Genomic DNA, 26,564 nt, shown 5'->3' with positions numbered 1-26,564 from the left:
CTTGAATACCCCCCCCACATACAGTTTAGATCAAGAGGCGCAGTTCTCCATTCTGTTTGATAAGCATTATCAAAGGTTATACAACTATGCGTATAAACTATTAAATGACATCTATACCTCTGAGGAATTTGTTCAAGAAACATTTATAAAGCTTTGGGAACATTACCATAAAATAGATAAATCACATCGTGCTATCGAATCGTTTTTAATTGTAACACTCAAAAATAAAATAATTGACCATTTTCGAAAAAATCAAACTAGAGAAAAGCACAATAATTTATATAGTTTATATTCAGATATTCTCACAGAAACTAATACACAATGGGATTTGCTACAACAAATTGATATTATCTATGAGAATCTTGAACAAAAAACAAGAGATATTTTTCAACTATCCAGAAATGAAGGATTGACCTATAAAGAGATTTCCGTAAAAAAAAATATTTCCATAAAGACTGTAGAGCTTCATATTTCGACGGCCCTAATAGCTTTCCGAAAAGGTTTAAAGGAATATTTATAATCAAAAGTTAAACCTCGCTGTGGTCAAGAGAATCCGTGTTTCCCTTTTAACATAGAAATCCTGCGAAAAGGAATTTGTCAAGGCATTGCCGGCAAATCTCATCGTATCGAAAACGTCCCTTAAACTCAGCGATAAATTCCCCTTGTCCCCGAAAAATGACCTTTGAAGACTCGCATCCATATAGTACTGGGCAAGATCTTTTCCCTGCGCTTCTATTTCCGGAGAATCATAATTCGCAACCAATTGGAAATTCAATCCCCAAATAAGCTTAAAATCCTGAGTCAGTTTTGCGCTCCAAGAAAATCCCGAATTGGTAAACTCTTCGCTGATATTGGATCCATCTACTGCTATCCTAAAAACAGTAACCCCACCGTTAACCGCATACCAATCATTGACCTCACTCGTTCCGATGAACTCCAATCCATAAGAGCTTGAAGAAAGGAGATTTTCAGGTTGAGTATAGGAGATACCATCTTTCAAAAACGTGATGAAATCCAACTGGCCGTTAACTTTTCTATAAAATAAATTCGTCGATAGGCTTGATTTTTCATAGTTTGCCAAGTGACCAAATTCAAAGGAATTGATCATCTCAGGTTGTAGCTTTGGATTTCCTCTTTGGATATTCAGGGAATCGGTAATGTCAGGGAAAGGATTCAAGCTCCAGGCTTTCGGTCTGTCAATTCTTCGGCTATAAGTGAATTTCAGGGAATGCTTCTCGTTGAGGTTATACATCGTCTGTAGGCTTGGGAAAAGATTAAAATAGTCCTGGCGATTTTCTTCGTCTGTATTTTCCAAATAGGTATCCACCTGAGTAAATTCACCCCTTAACCCCAATCCATATTCAAACTTTGGCCTTTTCGCCGAAAGCACCACGTAACCTGCATGAATCTGATCCTTGTAAAGAAAACGATTGCTTATCGTAGGATCCTCTATAAATTCCTGTGAGCTTTCATCCTTTCGCAAATAGATATAATCATTATCAAACTTTCGGATGTTGGACTTCAAGCCTGTTTCAAATTTCCCGTTTCCAAATGGTTTGATGTAGTCAAACTGGAATACTGAAATATTTCTTACTTCATCTGTATAGGCTCTTTCCTGTCCTGTAAGATTTTCGGGAGAAGGATTTAGCGCGTTTCCAAAAATTTCAATACGTTGGGTTTTATACTGATTTTGGTATGAATTACTGGCTGTGAAGCGAAGCAAATGTCCTTTATCTTTGAAATTATGCTCATAGATCAGTGCATTGTCTATGACTTCATTTGTATTGTCTTCTTTATTTCTTCGCACATAGTCAAATTCATCCTCCTCCCCAGCTTCGCTCATTCGATGCAGTACTGCATATAGCGTATTGGTCTGGGAATTTTGCCCATATTGATAGATTCCTTCATAGCTAAGGATATTATTTCCAAAATAATAATCAGCTCCATAGTTCATATTATGCCCCTTGTCGCGACCAGTGTTGTCTGTATTCTGAGTCAGAGTTTCTTTCTCTTCAAAAATTACCCGATTTGATCTTTGAGTTCCCACATCTTTCCAATCCCTATAATTATACCCGCCAAAAACATTAAAATTGGCTCCTCTGTGATTTAATCTTGCCCCAACATTTGATCTGTTTCTAGTTCCGTAAGTACCTTCCACTCCGCCGTGGGTTCCTAGGTCCTGACCTTTTTTCAAAATAATATCTATCACACCACTTTCAGCTTCCGCATCAAATCTTGCATTTGGATTGTTGATTACCCGAACTTCTTCGATTGTACTCGCCGGCAATTGATCAAGATTTTGGGTAAGGGAGGAGTTTCGCCCATTAATCAAAATATTGGTTCCGGTACTTCCCCTGAGAGCAATCGTACCATCTACATTTACAGAAATAGACGGAGTATTTCGAAGAATATCCAGAAGAGTACCTCCGGTATTTGCGATGTTATTTTCAGGTGTAATAACAATCCCTTCCAATCCTGTTCTGACGGGCATTCTTGAAGTCCGCACGATCACTTCTTCAAGATTCTTACTTTCACTTTGCATCAGAATATCTCCCAGTTCTACATTTCCGGAGACTTTTACATCTTGGATTATCTGATCCTGAAAACCCAGGAAGAACGCTTTAAATATATATGTACCTTGAGGTGCTTCCAAAGAAAAATTCCCTTCTTCATCCGAATCAGAGAAGACTACGGGGTTTGTTTCATCTCCTTCGGCAAAAAGAGCTACCTGCACAAAAGCTAAAACTTCTTTGTTCTGTTCATCTTTTAAAGTACCCGAAACTTGATATGTTTGAGCGAAAACAAGCATTGGAAATGCAAGAAAGAAGAATATAAAAGGAAATGATACGGTGATTTTCATCGGATTACCAGTTAGTTTATGTACAAGTATATCCTCCAAATTTGTATCAATTTTGAAGTTGGTTACCTGTATTGAATCCGAATCACATGTAAATTATTTTCGTAATAAAAGGAAAGTTTGAACCCATATTTTTTGCAGATCTGATGGACAATAGCCAATCCCAACCCTACGGATTCTTGATGGTCACTTCTTTTCTTAAACCGTTCAAAATATTGCTCAGGATCTGCATGTGGTGCAATACCTGTGTTTTCAATCTTTAAAAATTCTGAGTTAAGTTCGAGATTGATCAGACCGTGATCCACATTATGTTTGATGGCATTCCCGATCAGGTTATTTAAGAGGACCTCCAATACAAACGGATGGATTTCCAGCATAACCTTCGGATCGATTTGAATAGTGAGTTTGATGGATCTCATCTCTATTAATTCCTCGAATCCATGAAGAATTCTTCCCGTAAAAGAACTCAAATTGAGTGGTTCAGGAACTTGGAATTCTTCATTTTCAAGCTTTGCCAACATGGCCAACGACCTCACTATCCGAGTAATTCGCTCATTGTTTTGATATGCTGAGCTGATCAGTTGAGATTGATCTTCGGTGATTTCTTCATTCATCAAAAGTTCCAGTTTCCCGCGGATGACAGCGGATGGAGTTTGAATTTCGTGTGAAATATTCTCCGAAAATTCCTTGATTTGCCGATAGTCTTTCAGGAGCTTTTTAGACATCCGTTCGAGAAAATCATTAAGCTTTTCAAACTCTGTAATGCCGTTTTTTGAAAATACCAACGGTTCGTTTTTCTGAAAGTTAAAAGCCTGAACAGCCTCAAGACTTTCGTGAAAAGGGCGAAGGATTTTTTTGGAAATATATCTGAAAAACAATCCTATAAAAACCAGTTGAATCACAAAAACGGTCAACATCGTGATTACAACTGTTTCTGTAATGTCTTCCGCTTCTACAACCAGGTTGTAATAAGAAATCCGGTAATGTTTGCCGTTTATTTTGTAGGATTTGCTCGCCTTCAGCTGTTCCTCATTTTGATTCATAGGATCGTTATAAGCTAAAGTATCACTGAGTTGAAGTTCTTCTATCGGTAGGTCAAAGGGAATCTCTTCTATTTGCAGTTTGTCATATTGAAGTGCCTCTGCCGGCACACCATTTTCAATTCTGGCGGCGAATGCATCGATCTGTCGGGTGAGCTGCAAACCCAGCTCAAAATCAATTTCTAATTCAAGTTTATTGTAAATGAATAAAGTTCCGACAAGAAGTGCCGCAAGGGTGATCCCCAAATACCAATAAGTAATGGCGTTTACAAGTTTCATGGTGCCAGGGAATCAAATTTATAACCGATGCCATAAACTGTTCTGATGTAATCTTTTCCTCCTGCGGCGGTTATTTTCTTTCGCAGATTTTTGACATGTTGATAGACAAAGTCAAAATTGGCCATATCGTCTGTATAGTCTCCCCAGAGATGCTGCGCAATTGCCTGCTTGCCCAAAACCCTGTTTTTGTTTGTGATAAAGAAAAGCAGAAGGTCAAATTCCTTCTTTGTCAAGTCAAAAACCTGCCCGTTTACTTTGGCTAAAAGTTGGTTGATTTCGATTGTAATTTCATTGAAAATGACCTCATTAAATCCTCCCAACTTTGATCTGCGGAAAATGGCCCGAAGCCTCGCCAATAATTCGGAAAGGTGAAAAGGTTTTGGCAGATAGTCGTCAGCACCTTTGTCCAAACCGTCCAATTTGTCATTCAAGGAATCCTTTGCAGAAATTATCAGAACGTTTGAATTGATTTTTTGAGATTTGATCATATCGAGAAGTTCGAGACCATTTCCGTCAGGAAGCATTAGATCTAGCAAAATACAATCGTAGTCGAAAGACAAAATTTTATCCTGGGCAATAAAGAGGTTTGACGCGACTTCGCAAAGAATACCCTCCGTAGAAAGGTAGTTGACCACATTTTGTGTGAGTTCGGGGTTGTCCTCTACGAGCAGTATTTTCATTTGAGCATCAGATTTAACAAGTCTGTGTACGATTAAGGTAGTGGAGAAAAAGAAACTTCTGACAAAATCTACGACAAAACCTTGAAGGAATTCTGAAGTTGGGAAATATCCCTATCAGATTAATTTTTCGAGTTTAGTTAGGAATGAATAATGCAATAGGTTCAACTTTGATAATTTGAAATTCAAGTTTATCCTAACTGACTTTCCCAATTTGTGTGAACTATCCAGAAATGAAGGATTGACCTATTGGGAAATTTCCATAAAAAAAATCCATAAAGACCGTAGAGCTTCATATTTCGACGGCCTTAATAGCTTTTCGAAAAGGTTTAAAGGATTATTTTTCAAGAAAATCAAATTTTTAATAGGGTGTCACTACTTGGCATACGTCATATAAGCAGTAAACCCCTTAATGATGGATAAATCGCATATTTCAAAGGCAGATCTTTGGGCATACATTTCAAAAACTGCTGATCAGGACACAATTCGGAAAGTAGAATTATGGAAGGACTCTTCAGAATACGACAAGGAGTTGTTTTCCCAAATCACTTCAATCTATCTAAATACCAAGGAATATCCCGTATCAGTTGAAGATGCGAAAAATCGCTTTCTACGTTACTCCAGAAATACTAAACAAAAAAGAGTATCCAGAGCTGTTACGCTATTAAAATATGCTGCAATGATCGCTGTAATTGTTACCGTTGGATATACATACCAACAGTTTTCAGAGAGTACTAGTCAATTAATTGTAGAGGAAACTTCTTTTGGAGAAAACAAACAGCTTAAACTCCCCGATGGCTCAATAGTCTGGTTAAACGCTTCCACTCAGCTCTCCTACGAAAGCAACACACCCCGCACCATAAGTTTGGAGGGAGAAGCATTTTTTGAAGTGGCCAAAGATACAGCACATCCATTCACTGTAACCACTTCCGATGGCTTGAAAATAGAAGCCTTGGGAACAAGCTTCAATGTCAAATCATATTCAAATACTCCCATTGTAGAAACAAAATTACTTACAGGAAAAGTTGCAATTACCTCTGATAAATATCTGAACGAAAGGATTTTACTGCTTCCTGATGAAAAGGTGATTTTTGATAGAAACAGTAAACAGTTTTCTAAGCAGGATATGGTTGAAAGAGAAGGGAGAATCGCCTGGAGAGAAGGAAAAATCGAATTTTCAAATCAGTCATTCAGGGAAATCGCCAATGACCTATATGTACAATATCAAGTAAAACTGGTATTTAAAAATAATGAAATAGCAAACTCAAAATTCACTGGTGTATTTGATAAAAATACACCAGTGAGGGAAATTTTAGAAATCCTTAAAACCTCCAAAGATTTCGATTATCATCTAATTACAGAGACGGATGAGTGGGTGATAAAATAAAAAAAGTGGGAAAATTCCAGTTTTCCCACTCTAAAATGTTAATGAATTCCAATCGCAATAATCAGTATCACTTAACACATCAAATTTATGAAATTAATACATTTCACGGGCATATTATGGCCAAAAATTTTATCCAAACCATCTATTTTAATGAAACTACCTTTCTTCTTTTTTGTTTTCAGTAGCTTTCAACTCTTTGCTATCAATAGTTTTTCCCAAGATAAAGTAAGCTTAAATATCCAGAAGGGCTCATTAGAGTCAATCATGTCAACTATTGAAGGACAGACACCATACAGGTTCGTATTCAATAATGATGAGTTAAACATTAAAGATAAGTTTGATATCAACGTAAAAGACGAAAAAATTGATAGAACATTGAAATTACTTTTTCACTCTACTCCTATTACGTACACCATTAAGAATAATTATATAGTTCTTTCCAAAGCTAAAGATCAGAATGCAAAGTTTACAATCAGTGGTGTAGTCAAGGATGCTGTCAACGGTGAAACACTCTTGGGGGCAACCGTCCATTTAAAAGGCACTTCAATTGGAAGCACGACCAACGAATATGGTTTTTATTCTATTACAGCGCCTGAAGGTAATTATACCCTAATCATTTCCTATATAGGATTTACACCTTTTGAAAGGGAAATTGACCTTCGCTCTAATCAAAAGCTCGACATTGAGCTCAAAGAGGATGCCGCTCAATTGGATGAAGTAGTCATCACAGCTGAAGAATCAAAGAAAGTTGACCTTAGCACACCACAAATGAGTGTGGCAAAACTTTCAACTAGGGATATCAAACAGATACCTGTTGTTTTGGGTGAGGTGGATTTGGTCAAGGCCATTCAATTGCTGCCGGGTGTTGCCAACGCCGGCGAAGGTGCATCGGGCTTCAATGTACGCGGTGGTGCAGAAGACCAAAACCTAATTCTTTTGGATGAAGCAATTATTTACAACGCTTCCCATGTGTTTGGTTTCTTCTCAGTATTCAATGCTGATGCTATTAAGGATGTTAAACTTTATAAAGGAGGCATTCCTGCACGTTTTGGAGGGCGGGCTTCTTCGGTACTGGATATACGTCAAAAAGACGGAAATAGTAAAGAATTTGGACTCACTGGGGGTATTGGTTCGGTTTCCAGTCGTTTGGCGGCAGAAGGACCACTATTTAAAGACAAAGGTTCGTTTCTAATGGCCGGTAGAGCTTCTTATGTAGATATATTTTTAGCCTTAGCTAACCAAAGCAGTAGAGCCGGATTTTACGATTTTAATCTGAAAACAAATTATGAAATTGATGGGAAGAACAGATTATATCTATCTGGTTATTTAGGTCATGATAACTTTAACGTGGCAGGAGCAGGATTTACTAATTCATACGGAAACCTCTCAGGAAACTTGCGATGGAATCATATTTTTAATAACAAGTTATTCTCCAATGCATCCTTAATATACAGTCGATATAATTATAACCTAGAACTTGAGGGAATGGATTGGACCTCAGATATCAGCAATTATAATATGCGCTATGACTTTGAGTATTATGCAAGCGATAAATTAACATTTGATTTTGGAGTAAATGGTATTTACTACAAGTTTAATCCAGGAAGAATCAACCCACTAGATGCAACTTCGTATGTTAATCCAGAGAAATTAGACAACAAATTTGCTTTAGAAGCCGGAGCATATGCAGGCTTAGAACATAAAATTTCCGGTAAGCTCACCGCTCAATATGGCTTGCGTTTTAGTTACTTTAATCGACTGGGAAAGCAAACCTTAAACAATTACGCCAATAATCTACCGGTGGTTTACAACGAAGAATTAGGGATTTATGAGCGTGCCGAACCTATTTCCAACACCAACTACGGTAAGGGAAAAAGCATAGCTACCTTCAATAATTTAGAACCTCGGTTTGCACTTTCATATCAGCTTAACGAGAAGTCTTCTTTTAAAGCAAGTTATAACCGAATGGCTCAATACCTGCATTTAATTTCCAACACCGCATCAGCCACTCCATTAGATGTTTGGGCACCCAGCGGAAAGTTTATTGACCCACAAATTGCAGATCAATATGCTGTAGGCTACTTCAGAAATTTGAAGGAAAATAAGTTTTCTATTGAAACCGAAGCCTATTACAAAACTATCGATAATAGGGTAGATTATATCAATGGAGCAGAACTTGTAACACAAAACACCATTGAAACCGAAATTTTAACAGGTGAAGCCCGTGCATATGGAGTAGAATTTTTATTGCGAAAAAACGAAGGCGATTTTACAGGTTGGCTGGCATATACGTGGTCAAAATCGCAACAACGCACACCCGGCGGAGCAGCAGGCGGATTAGGCATTAACAACGGGAAATGGTATAACTCTAACTGGGACAGAACCCACGACTTTTCGTTTACCGGAAGTTACAAATTCAACGAAAAATGGCGATTTGGGGCTAATATGGTATTCCAAACAGGACGGCCTGTTACCTATCCAAACGGACAGTTTATATACAACGGACTATCCATAGCGACTTATTCTGAAAGGAATGCAGACCGATTGCCAGCCTACCACAGACTAGACCTTTCTGCAACATTAACACCTCGAAAAAATAAAAACAGGAAATGGCAAGATGAATGGGTATTTGGTATATACAACGCTTATAATCGAAAAAATGCAGCCTCTATTTCTTTTGGTCAAAATCAAAAGACAGGGGTAACAGAAGCCACTCGTACTGCCATATTTGGCATTGTTCCTTCAGTAACATACAACTTTAAATTTTAAAACAATGAAAAATATAAATATATATAACAAATTAGGGGTACTTCTTATAATAATAGGATTACTAAACTCGTGTACCGATGTCATAGATGTTAATGTCCCAAACGGCGGCGCACGATTGGTGGTCGATGCGTCTATTAAATGGCAAAAAGGTACATCAGGAGAAACACAAACCATTAATCTAAGAGAATCAACCGCTTTTTTTGATATCAATCCAGATGTCCCTGTTAAGGGTGCTTCAGTAACTGTAACCAAAGAAAACGACGGATCAATATTTGTGTTTTCCGACCAGAATAATGGTAGTTACACTGCAACAGATTTTGTTCCGGAATTAAATGCATCATACACTTTGGAAATCCTTTACAACGGCTACTCCTACACAGCAACCGAAACCTTAATTGCAGGACCTGTTATTAATCGAGTTGAGCAAATCACTGAAAAAGCTAATGGTGACACAGAAATTGAGCTTCAAGTATTTTTTGATGACCCCCGAGGTGTAAAAAATTATTATTTAGGCGAATTTACTCCCTCTAATTTACCAATGCCGTCTCTTGCAGTTATTAGTGATGAATTTACAGACGGCAACGAAAATTTTATCGAAAACGATAATGACAGCTATGTTGCTGAAGTAACTGTAGGTATTAACGTGTATGGTATTTCGCGAAGATATTATGACTATATAAAAATATTGGTTCAACAATCATCTGGAAGTGAAGAAGGTGGGCCTTTTCCAACTACCCCTGTACCGTTAAAAGGAAACGTTACTAATGTCAATGATTCTAATGAAGAAGTATTGGGATATTTTAGGCTAAGTGAATTTGATACTACATCATATACAATTAATTAGCAATAGGATACGAGGGAAGTATTGTCCTAAAAACCAATAAGGTGGAAATCGATAAGTTGATAGTAACTGTTGAAAATGTGCTTTATCCAGACCTAAATACTTCAGCTTAAAAATTATGTGTAACATCACAATTGTACCGAGAAGTATGTGCGGTTTTAGAGTGCTGGTTGTGCTTTTATTTTTGAGTTCGTCACTAACATATGGGCAGGTGACTCCTCTGACTTCGTCTCAAAATACCCATAAGATTGCAGGAGATGTTTTACGTGGTGCAATGCCAGCTTTGGCTTTGAGTTCTACTTTCATTTGGAAAGATCGTCAAAAAGGAACCTATCAATTCTCCAAAGCCCTAGCTGGCACTTTTGCTTTGATGTATGGTTTAAAACTAATTACAAACAAAGAGCGGCCGAATGGTGAAAACAATAATAGTTTTCCGTCTGGTCATACTTCTGTTGCATTTGCCAGTGCTGCATTTGTGCAAAAAAGATACGGTTGGGAATTTGGAATTCCCGCTTACCTCTTAGCAGGATATGTTGGATATACAAGGATCGAAGCAAACAAGCACGATAGCGTGGATGTGCTAGCGGGTGCTGCGATAGGTGTTGGAATAAGTTATTTGTTCACCAAACGGTATGATGAGGAAAAAAAGTTAGGAATTTCTTCAGGCTTTATTGAAAACACACCTATAATAGGTTTAACCTACAAATTTTAATACCTATTGAGAAAGATTACTTTAAATAAACTAAAATGAATAAAATAATAATTGTGCTTTTTCTGTTTTCATCTGTATTAAAGGTTAATGGGCAAAATGATTCAATTAACTCAACAAATACTAATGAAAATATTCAATCCAAATACAAATCGCTCATAATCCCAACTGTTTTAATCGGATATGGAGTTGTTGGTCTTACAAGTCCTACTTTAAAAAATATTAATATCAGTGCAAAAACTGATTTAAGAGGGTATGATGATAAGAAATTAAACATCGATGATTTTTCTCAGTACAGTCCGTTTTTATCTGTATATGCCTTAAATGCGCTGGGCATACAGGGAAAAAATAATTTTAAAGATAGAACCATTGTTTTGGGAACGGCATATATCATTATGGGTAGCTCTGTAAGCATCCTAAAAAAGACTACAAAAGTTACCAGACCAGATGGCTCATCCTCAACCTCGTTTCCTTCGGGGCATACAGCTACGGCTTTTATGGCTGCCGAATTTTTATATCAAGAATATAAAGATGTATCGGTTTGGTATGGCATTACCGGTTATGTGATCGCTACTGGCACAGGTCTTTTTAGAATATACAACGACAAGCATTGGCTTACCGATGTCGCCGCAGGTGCGGGAATAGGAATTTTAAGTACCAAGATTGCTTATTGGATCCATCCACTAATTAATAAAACAATTTTCAAAGACAAGGATAAGATAAATGGAATTGCTATGCCTTTTTATAATGGAAGAGAATATGGGTTGGGATTATCAATGACATTCTGAAAAGGATCTAACCATTTGAAGACATTAGGGTCAGTGAAGTTACTTTGATCGGCGAAATTGAATACAATCTGATCTCTAAATACATCAAGCCAATTGAAACGGGCAATAAGTACCAATTTATTTTAGCCACAAACGATACTCTTGTCAAACAACATTTTGTCCAAAACGATGACAGAGAAAATGGAATAGAAAACACCAGGAGGTTAGAGATAAACTACGATGATTTATTGGTGGAGCTAGGAGATACGGCCATAATTAAAATGCAGTGCATCGATGCTTTGGTCTCATCCTATTATACAGCACTGGCACAAATGGGAGACAGTGGACCAAGGGGCGGAACTACTCCAAACAGCCCTCCTACTAATATTTCCAACTGAGCTTTGGGTGTATTTTCTGCTCACAGGGTTGAGATTAAATCTGTTCAGATCAAATAAAAAGAGATTAGTAATTCGCTGTACTTTTAAATAACGTAAAAATCCTTCTCTTGTAGTTGTTAACTAGGCAAAGCTAGGGAAATAAAGGTAGTCCTATAAGTAAAAATCACCCTTTGGTCTATAATTATTAAGATAGGTAAGAATTAGGAATCTTGGGATAAATAAACTTAAACATAATGGATATAACTTATCGTTCTTCTGTGTTCAAAACCGCAAATAAACAGAAATCAAAAATATATTTGAAGGTTCCCGGAACCACAAGCAAGCCAATTAAGGCAGCAATTTCAGATTTTGAAGCCACCATGGTTTTAATGGGGAATGACCCTTTTGACCTCGCTTTTGTGTTGACAATTAACACGGCGAGTATGCGAGATGAAACGAACGGAATTGAAAACCACCTGTACGGAGTTGATGATAGAAATGCGGTTGGTTATCCCCTGATCAGTTTTATCAGTACTGATATAGCAGTTTGGGACTACAAAAAATATAAGCTGTTTGGGACCTTAATGATTCAGGAAGTTTCCAGAATTATGGTAATTGATGCTATTGATAGAAGTAACTACGATGACAATGCGAAAATGACTTTTCCAAGATTTGAATTCAGGGGGAAAATTTACTCCTCTGTTTTCGAGGAGCAGATTAACATACCTCAAAATAAAGCAGGAAACGAAATAGAACTGTATGCTGACATTCAATTTGAAACGTGGAATGCACATGAAATGGGAGAAAACGACTACTATAACTTAGACCTATGCTAGGATTTATAAAGTGAGTTAGGCAATCAAAATCACCTCAAACTATATTTGGTGTTTTCCATAGTATATAAGATCAAACGAAAATATACTTACAATAGAGCAGAGTTCGGAAAAGTAATTGAGGTGCAATCAAATTTCTTGTATTATCACTTTAGGACTTCTGATTATATCGTCATAAATCCCTCAAACTTATTACACAGAAGTACTTACTACACTATTGTAAAATTATGTTCTAAAGAGACTTAAACAACCTAGTCAAACGCTCCAAATCCTCCACAAAAGAGTTAGACTTCTGTATAGCCAGCTCCACTAGTTGTGAATTGCTTTCAAATCAGCACTTTACTAGTAGAATCACAGCTAAAATAAACGCCGGAGATCAAATCCCCCCTCTAGGTGTAGTCAGATCACTTGTGGAGACTGGGTGGGCTCCACGACAATTGACTGGAGTAATTCCATCTGGATATCCTTGACAATTTGCAATTGGCTTCCACTACCTCACCCCATCCTCCTTAGTGAAGCCGAAAACTACAACGAAGTTACTGATTTTGAAGCAATTATTGGCCGAAATAACTTGTGCGCCGTGGCGTAGAAATGCTAATGCATAATGCGGGTCTAAGCTAGCCTCAGTCCTACCATCTTCTGCGTTGGCCGCATTCGAGGTATACCCATACATCTTCACTTGGCCGCCTTGAAGCTGGCTTACCTGAGACTTTTTCAGCAAGCCCTAGTTAGCAGGGCAATAAAAAACGGATTGAAATTTCACGCTCAATCCGTTGTTCTTTTTGGTTTTTATCGCTTGTAATAGGCTACTATACTTGCTTTGGCTAATGTCTGATTCCAAAGGTTAAAACCAACTATTGCAGGATTTATGTTTTCGTCAAGTCCCAAGTTATCGGTTTTTAAAGCATAGACTGTTATAATGTATTGGTGAAATCCGTGTCCTTCGGGAGGACATGGACCTCCAAATCCATTAATTCCATAGTCCGTTATACTTTGTATGGCTCCTTTTGGGGCTAAATTGAGTTTAACGTTTCCTGCGTCAGTTACCAGTTCGTTTACATTAGCAGGAATATCAAATACAACCCAATGCCAAAATCCACTTCCTGTGGGTGCATCCGGGTCATACATTGTGATGGCAAAACTCTTTGCTCCTTCAGGTGCATTTTTCCAAAACAGGTGGGGCGATTGGTTGTCTCCGGAACAACCAAATCCGTTGAACTCTTGTGTTTTATCGGCTTCTCCGCCTAAATCCTTACTTGACAAAGTAAATGTTTTTTGTCCGAAAAGTGCTGTGGAGAAAGTCAAGAACAACACTAAAATCAAATTTGCTTTTTTCATTTTATTACGATTTAAAATTACAAGCAAAATTAGGTTGGACGATACCAAATAAATTTAGGGGAATGTTCAAAAACTGTTGCTATAAGTTCAATTTTTATGGTGTTGCTTGGGTGTAATTCCGTATTTCGATTTATAAGCCTGGATAAAACTCGACAAATTCCCGTAACCGACTTCAAAGTAAATTTCGGACGAGCTTTTTTGCTCCTGGTTCAGTAAATAATTAGCGTGTTCCAATCTTTTGTTTTGAAACCATTTGATAGGTGATTCAGAATAATGTTTTTCAAATTCTCTCTTGAATGTGGATACACTCATACCACACAAAAATGCCAATTCCTTTAATGTAAGCTTGCCCAACTGATTACGCTCAATAGTACGAATGAATTTTTGAGTACTGTCGTCACTCTTCGCTGTTAGCGAATGCAGAAATTCAGTTCCGTATATTTCTGTCAGATAGAACATAATCTCTTCAAATTTAACCTCAAGTAACTTCTTTTGTATGCCTTTTGAAAGTTTGGAAATATCCAACAGACTTTTCACAAAGCGTTGGATAAATTCATCGTACCTGAATGAGTAAACGGATTTATACTCGGTTGATTCGGCTTTATCCGGTTCAGCTTTTCTGATAAATTTCAATAAGGTCTCGTTCGTAAAAAACAGAAGCACACTTCTATAATTTCTGATGTCTGAAAGTTTTTCGGTCATCAAACAATGTCCTGATTTCATCACAAGAAACTTAGAATTGTCGATTGATAAAGCCGAATTATCAAACATCACTTCTTTGGTTCCTTCGGTCAGGAAACTAAATGTGTTTTGATTTAGGATGATTTGTTGTCTGGCAATTTCCTGTGAGCTACGATAGTGGAAAACCTGAACGGATTGCGAATTTTCTAAATTTAGTCCGTCAGGAAGGGTAATTATCTTCATTTAGTTTCTTGCTTTTTTATGCACGGTCGGTCATTGGAAGTATTTCCCACAAACCTATTTATTGTCGCCACTGTATATAGCGCTTATTCGAATTATTACCTTGACAAATCGCAACTGGCTTATAGTTAGGGCTTGATATCCGGATCTAAGCCCGGAAGGATGATCAAAGTTGGCTGTTCTACCTCCTCCCCTTTCCCGATACGCTGCGCTATCGGGAGCGATCGGCTCTGCTCCAGATGTGGATCAAGCATAAGAAGTGGCTTGGTCGTTCCCGAATTGCTTAAGCTCGGGATTTTCGATTTCAATACCTAAAAGGCTTGTGCAAGAAAGGAGATAAAATGATACTTTCCCAGCACACAAGCTCGTTCCCGAATCGTTTCGCTATACGGGACAGGCAGTGCAGCTGCGATTTCATTGTTTCCAGCAGTGCCGGGCAGGCAGTGACTCGCACGCAACGGAAACCTAGTTGTAAATAATCGCCTTTTCAATCTGTTCAGATAAGTCTTCCTGATAGCCGTTAAACAGTTGTACTAATTTCCCATTTGGGTCAAACAAATAAAATGTCGGTGTCCCAAAAACTTTATATTTAGCATAAGTATCGCTTAAACGTCCTTCTTTGTCCCATAAAACATTCCATTTTTCATTGTGTTTTAGTACTAACTCCTCAAATCCTTTTTCGTTCTTGTCAACATAAAAAGTTACGATTTCCAATTTTTCGCCTTGAATATTTTCAATCTTTTCAAGATCAGAAATCGCTTTTAGGCACCACCCACAATAAACAGTAGAAAAATCCAACAATACATATTTGTCACTAAAATAATCCGAAAACAATCTTCTTTTCCCAGTTTTATCTAAAGCCGGAAAATCGTAATATTTATCTCCGATTTTTAAATCGGGATTTTTCAAGTGAGAATTAATTGATTTTGCATATGCAGTATTTTTCAGCTCTTGACTAAGGTTGTCGAAATAATTTTGAAGTTTTGATTTAGGAATTTCAGTTTTATAAACTCCTATAAGATATAAACCATAATATGAATTGAAATTTTCATCAATAAACTCATCTCTGATTTTATCCAATTGATTATCTATATTTCTTATTTTTCCCAAAGGTTCAGATTTGTTCCAATAAGCATTTTGCAAGCTGTCATTCCACTTTCCTTGTTCTCTTAGTGAAAACATTTCGTTAAGGAATATTTTTCGCCGAGTATTCAGGCTTTCTTCCAGTTGGTTATAGTCATATCTTAAATGGTCATATTCGGATCCGTTTGTTTTTACATCATAAGGAAAATCCTTACTATTGGCATTGATCGTTATATTTTCATTCCCAATGAATAAAGAGGTGTAAACAACATCTTCTCCATTTTCAATTGTAAGATATGCGGGTGTTGGAGATTGCTCAAAAGACCCGTTCAATTGAAATTTTCCATTTTTTAGGTAACAACTGTCCAAAATGATATTTTCCCTTTCAATTTTCACAAGTGCATTTTCTTCAAAGCCATTTAGTTTTCCTGAAATTTTAAAATCATTTTGGGCATTTGCAGTTGTGCAAAAAAGCATGAGCCCTGCTATTAATAGTTTGTGCATTTTCGTTTTATCATTTTAAGAGTTACGCTTACAGAAAACATTAGTATTTCTACCGTCCTGCGTTTTCGAAGCCGCTTCCTATGCCACGAACCCAAACGTGGAACGAAGATAAAAGCTTATAGCATACACCACATACCATTGCAGAAAGATTTGGTAGCTGTAACATCCTTGCCCACCCTTCATTCGAACCGTGCCTTTGTCTCCCGTTAATGTTATAGCCCTTTTCATAGTCAACAGTACGTGGGGAATTTTTCATTTGACTTTATCGGCGACTTGCACAAAACTGTGCATACTTGTTCACTGGATTTGGATGAGGGGATACGCGCCGCTCGGTACGCTGTGCATGGCATGGGGTTGCCCCGTTGCAAAAGTTTATATGGGCAAACCGATGTCAGCATTTCGTTGTTTTAACCTTAGTTAAATCCACCCTATTTCTTTTACCGTCAACTCACTTTCTACATTGCCGGTATGCTGCGTTGCTTTCGGCTCAAAGAGTAGATTAAATACAATTTCTCCATTGGTATGTGGTCTATGTTCGACACCTCTGGGAACAATTAAAATTTCGCCTTCCTTGACTTCAACTGTTCGCCCATCCCGAAAGTCCATCAGTAATGTCCCTTTAAACACCATAAAAAGCTCGTCTTCATTTTCGTGGCTATGCCAGACAAAGTTGTCTTTAAGCTTGCAAAGCTTCACATATTGCCCATTGAGTTCTCCGATAATATGAGGGGTCCATTGCTTTTCGAACAATGAAAATTTCTCCATGACGTTGATTGAATTGATTTCTTGCATATTATTTTGATTTTAGGCAATTGAGTTCAGTGTGTTGATGTCGCTCTACTAATTCGCTTACACCTGTTTTACTTGATACTATTTGTCCGTTCCAACAAATCGGTAATGGTACCTTGTAGCGAATCAGGCGCTACTTCCCGAAAATAGTGAATTAAATCCACCGTTGTTGAATAGCGGGTTGGCTTTTGGGGATTGTGGAAAGAACGCCAATCATTCAGGAAATTCTGTAAAGCCCTATTCAGGTTTTTTTCGCCCATACGATTTTGTAATTCGTACATAGCAAGTGCTCCTTTATTATAGTAGATGTGTTCTTCATTCCCAACCAACGCTAATGGTAACTCTTGCTCTTTTGATTTTAAATTCGCTTCCCGGTAGGTGTCCGATTGAAGTTTCAGGAATTGCTGAACTTTTTCATCAGCATATTTCTCTCTAAACACCATCATGGCAGAATACTGTGCCAGCGTTTCCAAAATCATCTTTTGCCCCTGTACATTTGCTGCTTCCAGTTGCAATCCCCACCATTGGTGGGCTACTTCATGCGCAGTAACGTAAAAGGCCATATCCACATCCTTTGCATCATCAATGTCCATCACAAAACCGATAGCCTCTGAAAATGGAATGATGCCTGGCAGCGATTGGGCAAAGCTGCGATATCTGGGAAATTCCACTATACGAAGTTGCTTGTATGGGTATGGACTGAAGTGAGTGCTGTAATAGTCTAAGGACATCTTCATGGACTCCATCATACGGGTCAGATTGTACTCATGCCCATCCTGATAATAGATTTCCAAGTCAACAAGCTCTCCTGCTGTATCTCCTGAGAGAACAAAACTATCGCTAAACACTTCATAATGGGCTGAAACAACGGGATAAAAGTGAATAATCTGCTTATTGGTCTTGTAATGAAAATAATTGCGACCACCCGTATTCCATTTTGCAACTAAATCGCCTGACGTCAACGCTGTTTGTGGAGCTTCTGTGCTGATTATCAGTTCTAACCTGACACCCTCCGAATCACTTCCGCTACGTGAATTCAGCAATTCCCGCGCATCATCACGGCTGGATTTTCCTAAACGTGGAGCTAGGTTGAAATCTTTTCGATCATCTTCATCCTGCAACTCATATTTATTCTGATAACCAAAACCCGGCAACACAGCATTGTCAAAAAACGTCCCGTTATATACCACATCCGGATCGGAATCGTCAACCTCAAAACCCAAGGGTTGTAAGCTCTGTCTAAAGGTCATTTTCAGGGTATCACCGGGTGCTAACGGTTGGTCCAACCCGTAAATAGTATAGTGATATTTTTCATGCGTGTTGTCAGAAGTCACGCCGCGATCAAAGGCTACATCCTTTACTTCCACATTTGAAGCTATCTTTTTTTGTAAGTGAATTTCACGAATGGGTACTTGCGATGTATTGGTTACCCTATAATAGCCTGCTATGTCATAGGCCCGTTGTGAGGGGAATAGATCAATTGTTAAGTTGACGTCTATTATTTTCGGTTGGGGAATATATTCAAATTGTTTCAGCGTTTTTTCATAATCAGCTCTGAAACTAGCTTGTTCACCCTTAGTCCAGAATTCATTCAGTACATTGGTATTGTAAAAAATATAGCCTCCAATACCGATAAAGAGCGTGAAGCATCCCAAACTAAAAACAGCCAATGTCCCTTTAAGCTGGTTTCGTCCTCTTATCCATCGTTTTCTCAACCCCGTTTCACTGCCTCTTACCATAAGGATGCCGGCAAAGATTAAGAGCAGGGTTGCAAACAACGCCCAATAGAGTTTCACCCAAAGGTAGGGTGTAAGGAAGTGACCGTAACCGTTCATATCCGAATACGCAGGCAGCATATGCCCACCGAAGTTGAGCAACACATGCTCCAAGCCAAACATCTTAATAGCTACATTGATGATCGCAAATACGATGGTGACCAGCATGCCCATAAACTTGTTCCCGGTAAGTGCTTGAAAGAACAAGGCGGCAAGCGTATACAACGCAAGGAATGGGAGCAGCTCTAGAAAAAATCCAAAGAAATAGACATCCAATTCGTAGCGATAGTAACTATTCAATGTCTGAAACAGCATGCCTGAAGCAATAAGAGAACCCATTATTATTGAATAAATGAGCAGCAATGCCAGAAATCTGCTACATAGATTAACAAAGCTATCAAGCGGCAGGGCGTCATGGATGAGGTCAAGCTTTGCATCTCTTTCCTTCCACATGATTTCGCCTGAATAAAACGTCAAAAGGATCATAAAGAAGTAAAGGGACATTTCCCGCAATTCTTCTATTATTAGATAAGTGGTAGGATAGCTATCTACTCCATGAGAAGTGCCTAAGCTAACAGAGTTAACCAGTATAACAATGAAGCAGCAGCTAACGATCGCCCAAAAAGAGGCGAGCCTCAAAATGGACACACTATGAAACCACGTATTTAAAAGCAGTTGCGCAAGCTTTGCTTTAAAATGAAAAACAGGAGTAACCGGAGGTAAGTTTTCATCGAAACGATCCGTTGAGACCTGGATGTTTCGTTTTTTACTCCTGGTGGTTTTCTCGGGCAGAACCATCAATTTAAACTTACTATAGCCCACTATAAGGACAGAAATTCCCAGTGCTATCCAGAAGAACTTGTTAAGCAGCATGATACCGGACATAGGGATGAGTAAAGAGTTCCTATCCACCACAGTCCAGTCTTTACTTGCAAGGGTTAATGTGGAAAGCGAAAAGGGATCTAGTAACGCTTGAAATGTCTCATTGGAAATAGCTTTAGCTATGATGAACAACACAAAGATCACCACACCCTGTGTGTACACCACCATCAGACTTTTACTGAGTGCGCCTGTGACAAAAAACACGGCAGCGCAAAAAAACAAGATGGGCAATACAACCCAGAGAAAAGGTTGAAGGTAATGAATAATTTGAAACGACAAAAATTCGTTTGGATCATGCCAAGGCATAAACTCTCCAACCATCATTCCCCATAGGACACCGCTGAAAATGAAAAGCAACACAACAAATGAACCTAAAAAGTGACCTAGCAAATAACTTGTTTTTGAGATTGGAGTGACATAGATAATGGAAGAAATGTCATATTTAAAGTCACGCAGTATGGGCACTCCCATGATCATGGATGCAATAATCATAGACAAGCCCACAATAGCCGCCATGGATTTGGCAATGACGAGCGGAGAATTCTTCTTGACTAACCCCAAGTCAATTCCCTGAAATACAAATTCAACCCCAACGATTGAGAATAAAAACAGAAACAGAAAGAAAAAATACGTTTCAGGACGCTTTAACCTGTATTTTATTTCGAATGTAAAAAGGCGATACCACATAAAGAGTTAAGATTAAGCGTTTAAGATTTGAGCCATGTAAACATCTTCAAGGTTAGCCTCTAAGGCTTTGAAATCTGACCCTGGATGGGTGTCGCTGATCACATGTACAATTTGCTTCCCCAGATATAGCCGGTCACTGATTACCCGGTATTCTTTTTTGTAGTGGTCCAATTCATTTTTGTTGATTGTCTTCTCATACAATCGACCTTGAAGGCTTTCTATAATTTCAATAGGGCTCCCCTGAATAATTACTTTCCCAGTGTTCATAATCGCCATCCGGGTACATAATTCCTTCACATCATCGACTATATGTGTGGAAAGGATTACGATGGTTTGCTCTCCCACTTCACTTAGCAGGTTGTAAAAACGATTTCGCTCAACAGGGTCAAGCCCTGCGGTGGGCTCATCCACTATCACTAGCTTAGGGTTGTTCACTAGTGCCTGGGCAATACCAAACCGTTGCTTCATTCCTCCGGAGAACTCCCCTAATTTTTGCTTTCGCACGCTATACAGATTTACCCGATGAAGAAGAGCGTCTACGATTTCTTTGCGTTCCTGCCTATTTACGATTCCTTTCAAAACGGCCAGATGATTTAATAACATCTCGGAGGATAGGGATGGATATAAGCCAAATTGCTGTGGCAGGTAACCCAGTACTTTCCGCAATTCATTTGGGTGCACCTTAACGTTGAGGTCCCCAAGCTGAATCTCTCCATGATCCGCTTCCTGCAGCGTTGCTATCGTTCGCATAAGTGTTGACTTGCCGGCTCCATTAGGTCCCAGCAAACCAAACATTCCTTTGGGTATTTGCAATGAGACATGCCGGAGTGCCTTCACTCCGTTGCGATAGGTTTTAGAAAGATTGGTTATGATCAGATCGTCCATGATTAATTAAATTTGATTGCAATACTATGCAGTGCGAAGTGATCGGAAAAAAATGTGGGACAGACAGGCGTTCACCCGGTATGGACTGCTGATTCATGAAAAAAAAACGCTTCATACCACCAGAGCATACGTTCATAACAACTGGGCACGCATCTGCAACGACCCCTATTTGCAGTCTGAATTTTGGGTAACTTTGCAGAATGGCGTTTTATCAGAACATCTTTAGCAAGCGACTTCTTCAAAAGTCAGTACCGTACTTTTTTATAGTTACAGCCATTTTAATCCTAGTTTTTAATGATTTTTTTGGAGATGAGGACGGCTTTGTAGTTTTCAGCCTGCTGTTTTTTACTGCTCTGACCATCTGGCTGATCCGCTGGATATTTATTCAGATCAAATCCATTCTCCGACTGAAAAAGGAAAAAAAACAAGCTGAACTTATGCATTTAAAAAGTCAGGTTAATCCACACTTTTTTTTCAACACCCTGAACAACCTGTATGGATTGGTGGAGAAAGATCCTGGCAAGGCGCAGCAGTTAATTCTCAAGCTGTCCGATATGATGCGTTACAGTATCTATGAGGGGCAAAATGATTGGGTAACGTTAGCAGATGAAATCACCTTTTTGGAGAACTATATGGATTTACATCGTATGCGGTACCATAAGGAAATTGATGTTCGCTTTGATATAGAGACGGAAGACAGGAATGTTAAAATCATGCCATTGCTCTTTATCATTATGGTGGAAAATGCCTTTAAGCATGGGGTAGAAAAACTACGAAGGGATGCATTTGTTCACATCTTCTTAAAGGCTACTAAGCAGCATGTGGACTTTGAAATTGAAAACAATTTTGATACGGAGGAAATTGACGATAAAGCAGGGATTGGCTTGAATAACCTAAAGCAACGGTTAGAATTGGTTTATTTGAACAAGTATCAACTTGAAATATCCCCAACCCATGCCGACATTTATAAGATTCGATTAAGACTTACTTTATGAGCGTTAAATACATTATAGTAGATGACGAGTCAATCGCCCATGACATCATTAAAAAGTATTGCTCGATGTTGCCAAACATGACGCTGATGCAGGACTGCTATGATGCAATTGAAGCCATTGACTACCTAAGCAGTAATCCTGTTGATCTGATCTTTCTCGATCTGAACATGCCTAAGCTGCATGGGTTTGAATTTCTAAAAACACTGCCCAACCAGCCCAGAGTAATCGTGACTACTGCCTACAAAGAGCATGCGTTGGAAGGCTATGAATTGAACATATCAGATTATTTATTGAAACCTTTTTCATTCGAACGATTTTTGAAAGCTGTCAATAAAGCATGGTCAATCAATTCCAAAACACCATCCATTGAGAAAAGTAATGCTGCCGAGGTCAGGCCAGAACGAATTTTTCTACGGTCAACTAACAAACACATACAAGTATCACTGGATGATATTTTGTTTGTAGAGGCTTCGGGCAACTATGTCAGAGTTGTCCTGAAAGAAGAAGTCATCACCTTGCGTGGCGTGTTATCTTCACTGCCTGAGCACATGCCAACAGACGGTTTCATTCAGGTACATCGGTCATTTATGGTGGCGAAAAGGCACATCAAAAGCATAGAAGGAAACCAACTAATTATTGATAAATACACCGTACCCATTGGTAAATTATTCAGGTCACAGCTGGACCGGTTATGGAAATAATATGATTATCCGCTATGTTAAACGTGCCTATCACCGGTGCGGAAAAGTTCTTGCCTCAATTAAACAACCTTCTGAATTCTAGGGGAGATACTTCTGTCTTGGTCTTGAATAATCTGCTGAAAGATTGTGGGTAATCAAAGCCCAATTGATAGGCAATCTCGCCCACAGACAGGTTGGTAGTGGACAACAAATCCTTGGCTTTTTCTACGAGTTTATCCTGGATGAGTTGCTGGGTATTCCTACCGGAAAGTGAGCGAAGCAGGTCACTCAGGTAGTTGGGGGACAGATTGACCTGTCGGGCCAATGACTGTACACTGGGAATGCCATGCTGCAGTGCTTTCTCCCGGTTCAGGTAATCATCGAGATAGGTTTCCACCTGCTGAAGAATATCATGATTTACCGCCTTTCGGGTGATGAACTGCCGTTTGTAAAAGCGGTTTGAAAAATTAAGCAGGAGTGCTATCTGGGAGATCACCACATCCTGACTAAAATCATCGATACGGCTGTTAAGCTCAGTCTCAATCATGTTGAAAAGAGAAGCGATGGTATCTTTTTCCTCTTGTGAAAGCAGCAATGCCTCACGGGTAGAATAGGAAAAGAAGCCGTAGTTTTTGATGTCCTGGGCCAGTGGATAACCAAGCAGAAAATCCGGGTGAATTATTAATGCCTTCAACGAGCACCCGGGCAGGTCAGTCGAATTTTCATCACTGCCAATAATCTGGTTCGGTGAGGCGAAAAGCATTCCTCCCTCATTGAAATCATAATAGCCTTGTCCATATCGTACCCTTGAACTTAGCATGGGATTGAATGAGATCTTGTAAAAATTCAACACATGTGTTCCTCCGGGTGTCATCATATTCCCTCCCGTCCCTCCTGTAATCAAACTGATCAGCGGATGTTTTGGCTCAGGCAGGCCAAATGCGCTATGCGCATCGGAGATGGAATCAAACTTGAGGTGGGTGGGTTCTTTTTTCATAATCGGAAGATAAGTCAGGGATGGCCTGTTCACTGAGTAAACACATGCCATCCCGCTCAAATTTAGTGTTTAATAGTCATTCCCTGTGCAGAGCTGGATACTTCATCCCACTCTTCCCAAATTTTCAGCCGTTCTGCGTATGCAGCTTTAATCCCCTGCAGATTATGACTGCCCAGGTTAAACCGCAGCGGAGGATTCTCAGAGTCAACCACCGCAAAGAGGGCTTCCGGAGTAGCTTCCGGATCACCCCGCTCCATACTGCTGAGATTTCCAAAAAACTTCTCTTTAAAACCGGCATAGATTTCCATTCCTTCGGCAAACTTCAAAGATTGCTGACTACCAAATTCAGTGGCATATGCACCGGGCTCCACGATGGTGACTTTGATATTGAATTGAGCTATTTCGTTGGCCAGACTTTCGTATATGGATTCAAAAGCCCACTTGGATGAGCAGTAATAACCTATCACAGGCAAAGTGATGTGCCCCAGATTGCTCGAGGTCCCAAGGATATGTCCATAACCCTGCTTCCTCAACAGTGGCAAAGCAGCTTTAATTATAGCCAGTGGCCCAAAAATATTGGTTTCGTAGAGTGCGCGGACGTCGTCTGAATCGGATTCTTCTATGGTACCGACCAGAGAGTATCCTGCATTGTTAAAGACAATATCCAACCTGCCGAAATAATCAAATGCCTGCACCAGAGCAGACTTCACCTGCTCAGATTTGGTCACATCCAGAGGTAAAAGCAATACATTATCGCCATAGCGCTCCTTAAAATCTGCGATGCTTTCCACATTCCGTGCCGTGGCTGCCACCTGATCGCCACGTTTTAGCGCGGCTTCAGTCCATACCCGACCAAATCCCCTCGAAGTACCGGTAATAAACCACACTTTAGGTTTCCTTTCATTTTGTGCTGTCATTATTTTCATGTTTAACGTACCCTGCAAAGGTCTGAATAGGAAGACAGGAGTTTGTAACCGAAAAAGGGGGAATTGTAACCAAATCGAGGAAGAAGGCACAACAACCAAATATTTTCACTAAAATCAACCTATGAAATCAAGCATGTCGAGAGCGACACACGGGGGAATGATTATAAACTATGCGAGATTCTCCCGAATGGATCGGGACAGGCTATCCCGTTTCCTTCGTCACGGGACAGGTTATGACCATTGAAAAGACAATTATAAACACATGAAAAGACAACTTTTACTTGCCGTTCTAATTTTCACGTTTGCCCCTTCTCTTCTTGCCCAAACCTATTTCCCCAAAAAGAACAGTTGGGAAAGCAAAAGTCCTGAATCCATGGGACTGGATGCTGTAAAAATCAAGCAAGCTATTGACTTTGCCACCACGCATGAAAGTCAGGAAGATCCCAACCTGAAAATTGCGCACTATGAAGGAGGTTTCGGACGTGAACCTTTTGGGTATCCGGTAGGGCCTATGAAAACGCGCGGCCCTGCTACCGGACTAATTATCTACAAGGGATATATTGTCGGCCAATGGGGCGAACCTAAACGTGTTGACCTGACTTTCTCAGTGGCAAAAAGTTTTCTATCCACCACTGTCGGACTGGCCGTAGAAGCAGGATTGATCAGCTCAGAAAATGATATAGTCTACCCATATATGGCTCCCATTTACCCCTACGATCCCGGTAAACTCAGCATAAATAAAGCAGATCATTTTGGGCAGGATGATACCTTCGAGCTTTTCAATACTGAACACAACCGAACCATCACCTGGGATCATCTCCTGCGGCAAACTTCTGACTGGGAAGGGGTACTTTGGGGCAAACCGGACTGGGCAGATCGTCCCCGCGAGGGAACAAAAGAGAAACGGGCAAGACCCCAAAATCCTGCGGGTTCAGTCTACGAATACAATGACACCAGAGTAAATGTGCTTGCCTTGGCCCTGATGAATATCTGGAGAAAGCCACTTCCTGCAGTGCTAAAAGAGAAAATCATGGACCCCATCGGGGCCAGTGACAGCTGGAGATGGACCGGCTATGAAAACTCATTTGTCATCATAGACGGTCAGATCATGCAGTCCGTCAGCGGGGGCTCACATTGGGGAGGCGGAATGATGCTTTCTGCTTATGATCAGGCTAGATTTGGTTACCTGACGATGAATGACGGCAACTGGGACGGCATGCAAGTAATCCAAAAATCTTGGATAGATAAGTCCAAAACCCCTACCCCGGCCAATCAAGGCTACGGCTACATGAACTACTTCCTTAACTACGACAAAAAGGACATTCCTGCGGCTCCGACCACCGCTTTTTCCCACATCGGTGCAGGAACAAATATGATCTATGTAGATCAAGAAAATGAGTTGGTAATAGTCGCAAGATGGATTCCGGGCGGAGACAAAAATGAATTGGTGAGGCTGGTATTGGAAAGTTTACCAAATTGATCAGAGATTAAAACAATAAGGAATTGAACCTGTTTCTGCCGCACTTAACACTGAAATTAAAAGCATATAAACAACCAGCCACATTA

The 26,564-nt window shown here is 39.5% G+C and carries 24 protein-coding genes; 11 read left to right on the top strand and 13 right to left on the bottom strand.

Annotated elements, in window-relative coordinates; genetic code table 11:
• Position 1 precedes the first annotated feature (1 nt).
• Positions 2-520, top strand: a complete 519-nt coding sequence (locus J2X69_RS01595; RefSeq protein ID WP_310097404.1) for a sigma-70 family RNA polymerase sigma factor — start codon at positions 2-4, stop codon at positions 518-520.
• Here J2X69_RS01595 and J2X69_RS01590 read toward each other — a convergent pair whose 3' ends face one another.
• The 3 genes from J2X69_RS01590 to J2X69_RS01580 all read right to left on the bottom strand — a co-directional run bounded on the left by J2X69_RS01590 (position 521) and on the right by J2X69_RS01580 (position 4,856).
• Entirely contained in the window at positions 521-2,860 is a 2,340-nt protein-coding gene (locus J2X69_RS01590) for an outer membrane beta-barrel family protein (RefSeq protein ID WP_310097401.1), read from the bottom strand.
• Between the two features lie 62 nt (positions 2,861-2,922).
• Positions 2,923-4,176, bottom strand: coding sequence for a HAMP domain-containing sensor histidine kinase (locus J2X69_RS01585; protein WP_310097397.1), 1,254 nt, complete (start codon positions 4,174-4,176; stop codon positions 2,923-2,925).
• A complete protein-coding gene (locus tag J2X69_RS01580) occupies positions 4,173-4,856 on the bottom strand; it encodes a response regulator transcription factor (RefSeq protein ID WP_310097394.1) in 684 nt (227 codons plus the stop codon). Before J2X69_RS01580 ends, J2X69_RS01585 begins: the two co-directional genes overlap by 4 nt.
• A 412-nt stretch (positions 4,857-5,268) precedes the next feature.
• Between J2X69_RS01580 and J2X69_RS01575 the strand changes: the two genes are divergently transcribed.
• The 7 genes from J2X69_RS01575 (at position 5,269) to J2X69_RS01545 (ending at position 12,539) form a co-directional block, all read left to right on the top strand.
• Positions 5,269-6,240 (top strand): FecR domain-containing protein, encoded by a 972-nt coding sequence (locus J2X69_RS01575; RefSeq protein ID WP_310097390.1) that lies wholly within the window; start codon positions 5,269-5,271, stop codon positions 6,238-6,240.
• An 87-nt stretch (positions 6,241-6,327) separates the two neighbouring features.
• A complete protein-coding gene (locus J2X69_RS01570) occupies positions 6,328-9,009 on the top strand; it encodes a TonB-dependent receptor (protein ID WP_310097387.1) in 2,682 nt (893 codons plus the stop codon).
• A 4-nt stretch (positions 9,010-9,013) separates the two neighbouring features.
• On the top strand, positions 9,014-9,853 hold the full coding sequence (locus J2X69_RS01565; RefSeq protein WP_310097382.1) for a DUF4249 family protein: 840 nt from the start codon (positions 9,014-9,016) through the stop codon (positions 9,851-9,853).
• Between the two features lie 115 nt (positions 9,854-9,968).
• Complete coding sequence (locus tag J2X69_RS01560; RefSeq protein WP_310097379.1) at positions 9,969-10,562, top strand: phosphatase PAP2 family protein; 594 nt, start codon at positions 9,969-9,971, stop codon at positions 10,560-10,562.
• Between the two features lie 35 nt (positions 10,563-10,597).
• Positions 10,598-11,347, top strand: a complete 750-nt coding sequence (locus tag J2X69_RS01555; RefSeq protein WP_310097376.1) for a phosphatase PAP2 family protein — start codon at positions 10,598-10,600, stop codon at positions 11,345-11,347.
• A gap of 44 nt (positions 11,348-11,391) precedes the next feature.
• Complete coding sequence (locus J2X69_RS01550) at positions 11,392-11,724, top strand: hypothetical protein (protein ID WP_310097373.1); 333 nt, start codon at positions 11,392-11,394, stop codon at positions 11,722-11,724.
• A 233-nt stretch (positions 11,725-11,957) separates the two neighbouring features.
• On the top strand, positions 11,958-12,539 hold the full coding sequence (locus tag J2X69_RS01545; protein WP_310097367.1) for a YceI family protein: 582 nt from the start codon (positions 11,958-11,960) through the stop codon (positions 12,537-12,539).
• A gap of 487 nt (positions 12,540-13,026) precedes the next feature.
• Here J2X69_RS01545 and J2X69_RS01540 read toward each other — a convergent pair whose 3' ends face one another.
• From J2X69_RS01540 to J2X69_RS01505, 8 genes are all read right to left on the bottom strand, one after another.
• The gene (locus J2X69_RS01540; RefSeq protein ID WP_310097365.1) at positions 13,027-13,257 is read right to left on the bottom strand and encodes a hypothetical protein; all 231 of its coding nucleotides are present in this window, start codon (positions 13,255-13,257) and stop codon (positions 13,027-13,029) included.
• A gap of 68 nt (positions 13,258-13,325) precedes the next feature.
• The gene (locus tag J2X69_RS01535; RefSeq protein WP_310097362.1) at positions 13,326-13,874 is read right to left on the bottom strand and encodes a YbhB/YbcL family Raf kinase inhibitor-like protein; all 549 of its coding nucleotides are present in this window, start codon (positions 13,872-13,874) and stop codon (positions 13,326-13,328) included.
• Between the two features lie 87 nt (positions 13,875-13,961).
• The gene (locus tag J2X69_RS01530) at positions 13,962-14,798 is read right to left on the bottom strand and encodes an AraC family transcriptional regulator (protein WP_310097359.1); all 837 of its coding nucleotides are present in this window, start codon (positions 14,796-14,798) and stop codon (positions 13,962-13,964) included.
• A 125-nt stretch (positions 14,799-14,923) separates the two neighbouring features.
• Positions 14,924-15,103 carry a hypothetical protein gene (locus J2X69_RS01525; protein ID WP_310097356.1) on the bottom strand — a complete coding sequence of 60 codons (180 nt, stop codon included), beginning with the start codon at positions 15,101-15,103 and terminating at the stop codon, positions 14,924-14,926.
• A 157-nt stretch (positions 15,104-15,260) separates the two neighbouring features.
• The gene (locus J2X69_RS01520; RefSeq protein WP_310097352.1) at positions 15,261-16,382 is read right to left on the bottom strand and encodes a TlpA disulfide reductase family protein; all 1,122 of its coding nucleotides are present in this window, start codon (positions 16,380-16,382) and stop codon (positions 15,261-15,263) included.
• Positions 16,383-16,799: 417 nt separating this feature from the next.
• Positions 16,800-17,174, bottom strand: a complete 375-nt coding sequence (locus J2X69_RS01515; protein ID WP_310097350.1) for a cupin domain-containing protein — start codon at positions 17,172-17,174, stop codon at positions 16,800-16,802.
• Positions 17,175-17,242: 68 nt separating this feature from the next.
• Positions 17,243-20,515 (bottom strand): M1 family aminopeptidase, encoded by a 3,273-nt coding sequence (locus J2X69_RS01510; protein ID WP_310097347.1) that lies wholly within the window; start codon positions 20,513-20,515, stop codon positions 17,243-17,245.
• 12 nt (positions 20,516-20,527) lie between these two features.
• A complete protein-coding gene (locus J2X69_RS01505) occupies positions 20,528-21,400 on the bottom strand; it encodes an ABC transporter ATP-binding protein (protein ID WP_310097345.1) in 873 nt (290 codons plus the stop codon).
• 200 nt (positions 21,401-21,600) lie between these two features.
• Here J2X69_RS01505 and J2X69_RS01500 point away from each other — a divergent pair, with 200 nt between their 5' ends.
• Both J2X69_RS01500 and J2X69_RS01495 read left to right on the top strand, forming a co-directional pair.
• Positions 21,601-22,395 (top strand): histidine kinase, encoded by a 795-nt coding sequence (locus tag J2X69_RS01500; RefSeq protein WP_310097342.1) that lies wholly within the window; start codon positions 21,601-21,603, stop codon positions 22,393-22,395.
• On the top strand, positions 22,392-23,096 hold the full coding sequence (locus J2X69_RS01495; protein ID WP_310097339.1) for a response regulator transcription factor: 705 nt from the start codon (positions 22,392-22,394) through the stop codon (positions 23,094-23,096). The genes J2X69_RS01500 and J2X69_RS01495 overlap by 4 nt, the downstream gene beginning before the upstream one ends.
• 55 nt (positions 23,097-23,151) lie before the next feature.
• Here the strand turns inward: J2X69_RS01495 and J2X69_RS01490 are convergent, their stop codons facing one another.
• Positions 23,152-24,072, bottom strand: a complete 921-nt coding sequence (locus J2X69_RS01490; RefSeq protein WP_310097336.1) for a helix-turn-helix transcriptional regulator — start codon at positions 24,070-24,072, stop codon at positions 23,152-23,154.
• Between the two features lie 62 nt (positions 24,073-24,134).
• Positions 24,135-24,989 carry an SDR family NAD(P)-dependent oxidoreductase gene (locus J2X69_RS01485; RefSeq protein WP_310097332.1) on the bottom strand — a complete coding sequence of 285 codons (855 nt, stop codon included), beginning with the start codon at positions 24,987-24,989 and terminating at the stop codon, positions 24,135-24,137.
• Positions 24,990-25,260: 271 nt separating this feature from the next.
• On the opposite strand from J2X69_RS01485, the gene J2X69_RS01480 reads away from it, so the two are divergent.
• Positions 25,261-26,478, top strand: a complete 1,218-nt coding sequence (locus J2X69_RS01480) for a serine hydrolase (RefSeq protein WP_310097328.1) — start codon at positions 25,261-25,263, stop codon at positions 26,476-26,478.
• The last annotated feature ends 86 nt before the right edge of the window (positions 26,479-26,564 follow it).

Origin of the sequence: Algoriphagus sp. 4150 (genome assembly GCF_031457395.1) — a bacterium.
GTDB lineage: Bacteria > Bacteroidota > Bacteroidia > Cytophagales > Cyclobacteriaceae > Algoriphagus.
Note: the sequence above shows the minus strand (reverse complement) of the source record. Positions and strands in the feature narration are given on the sequence as shown.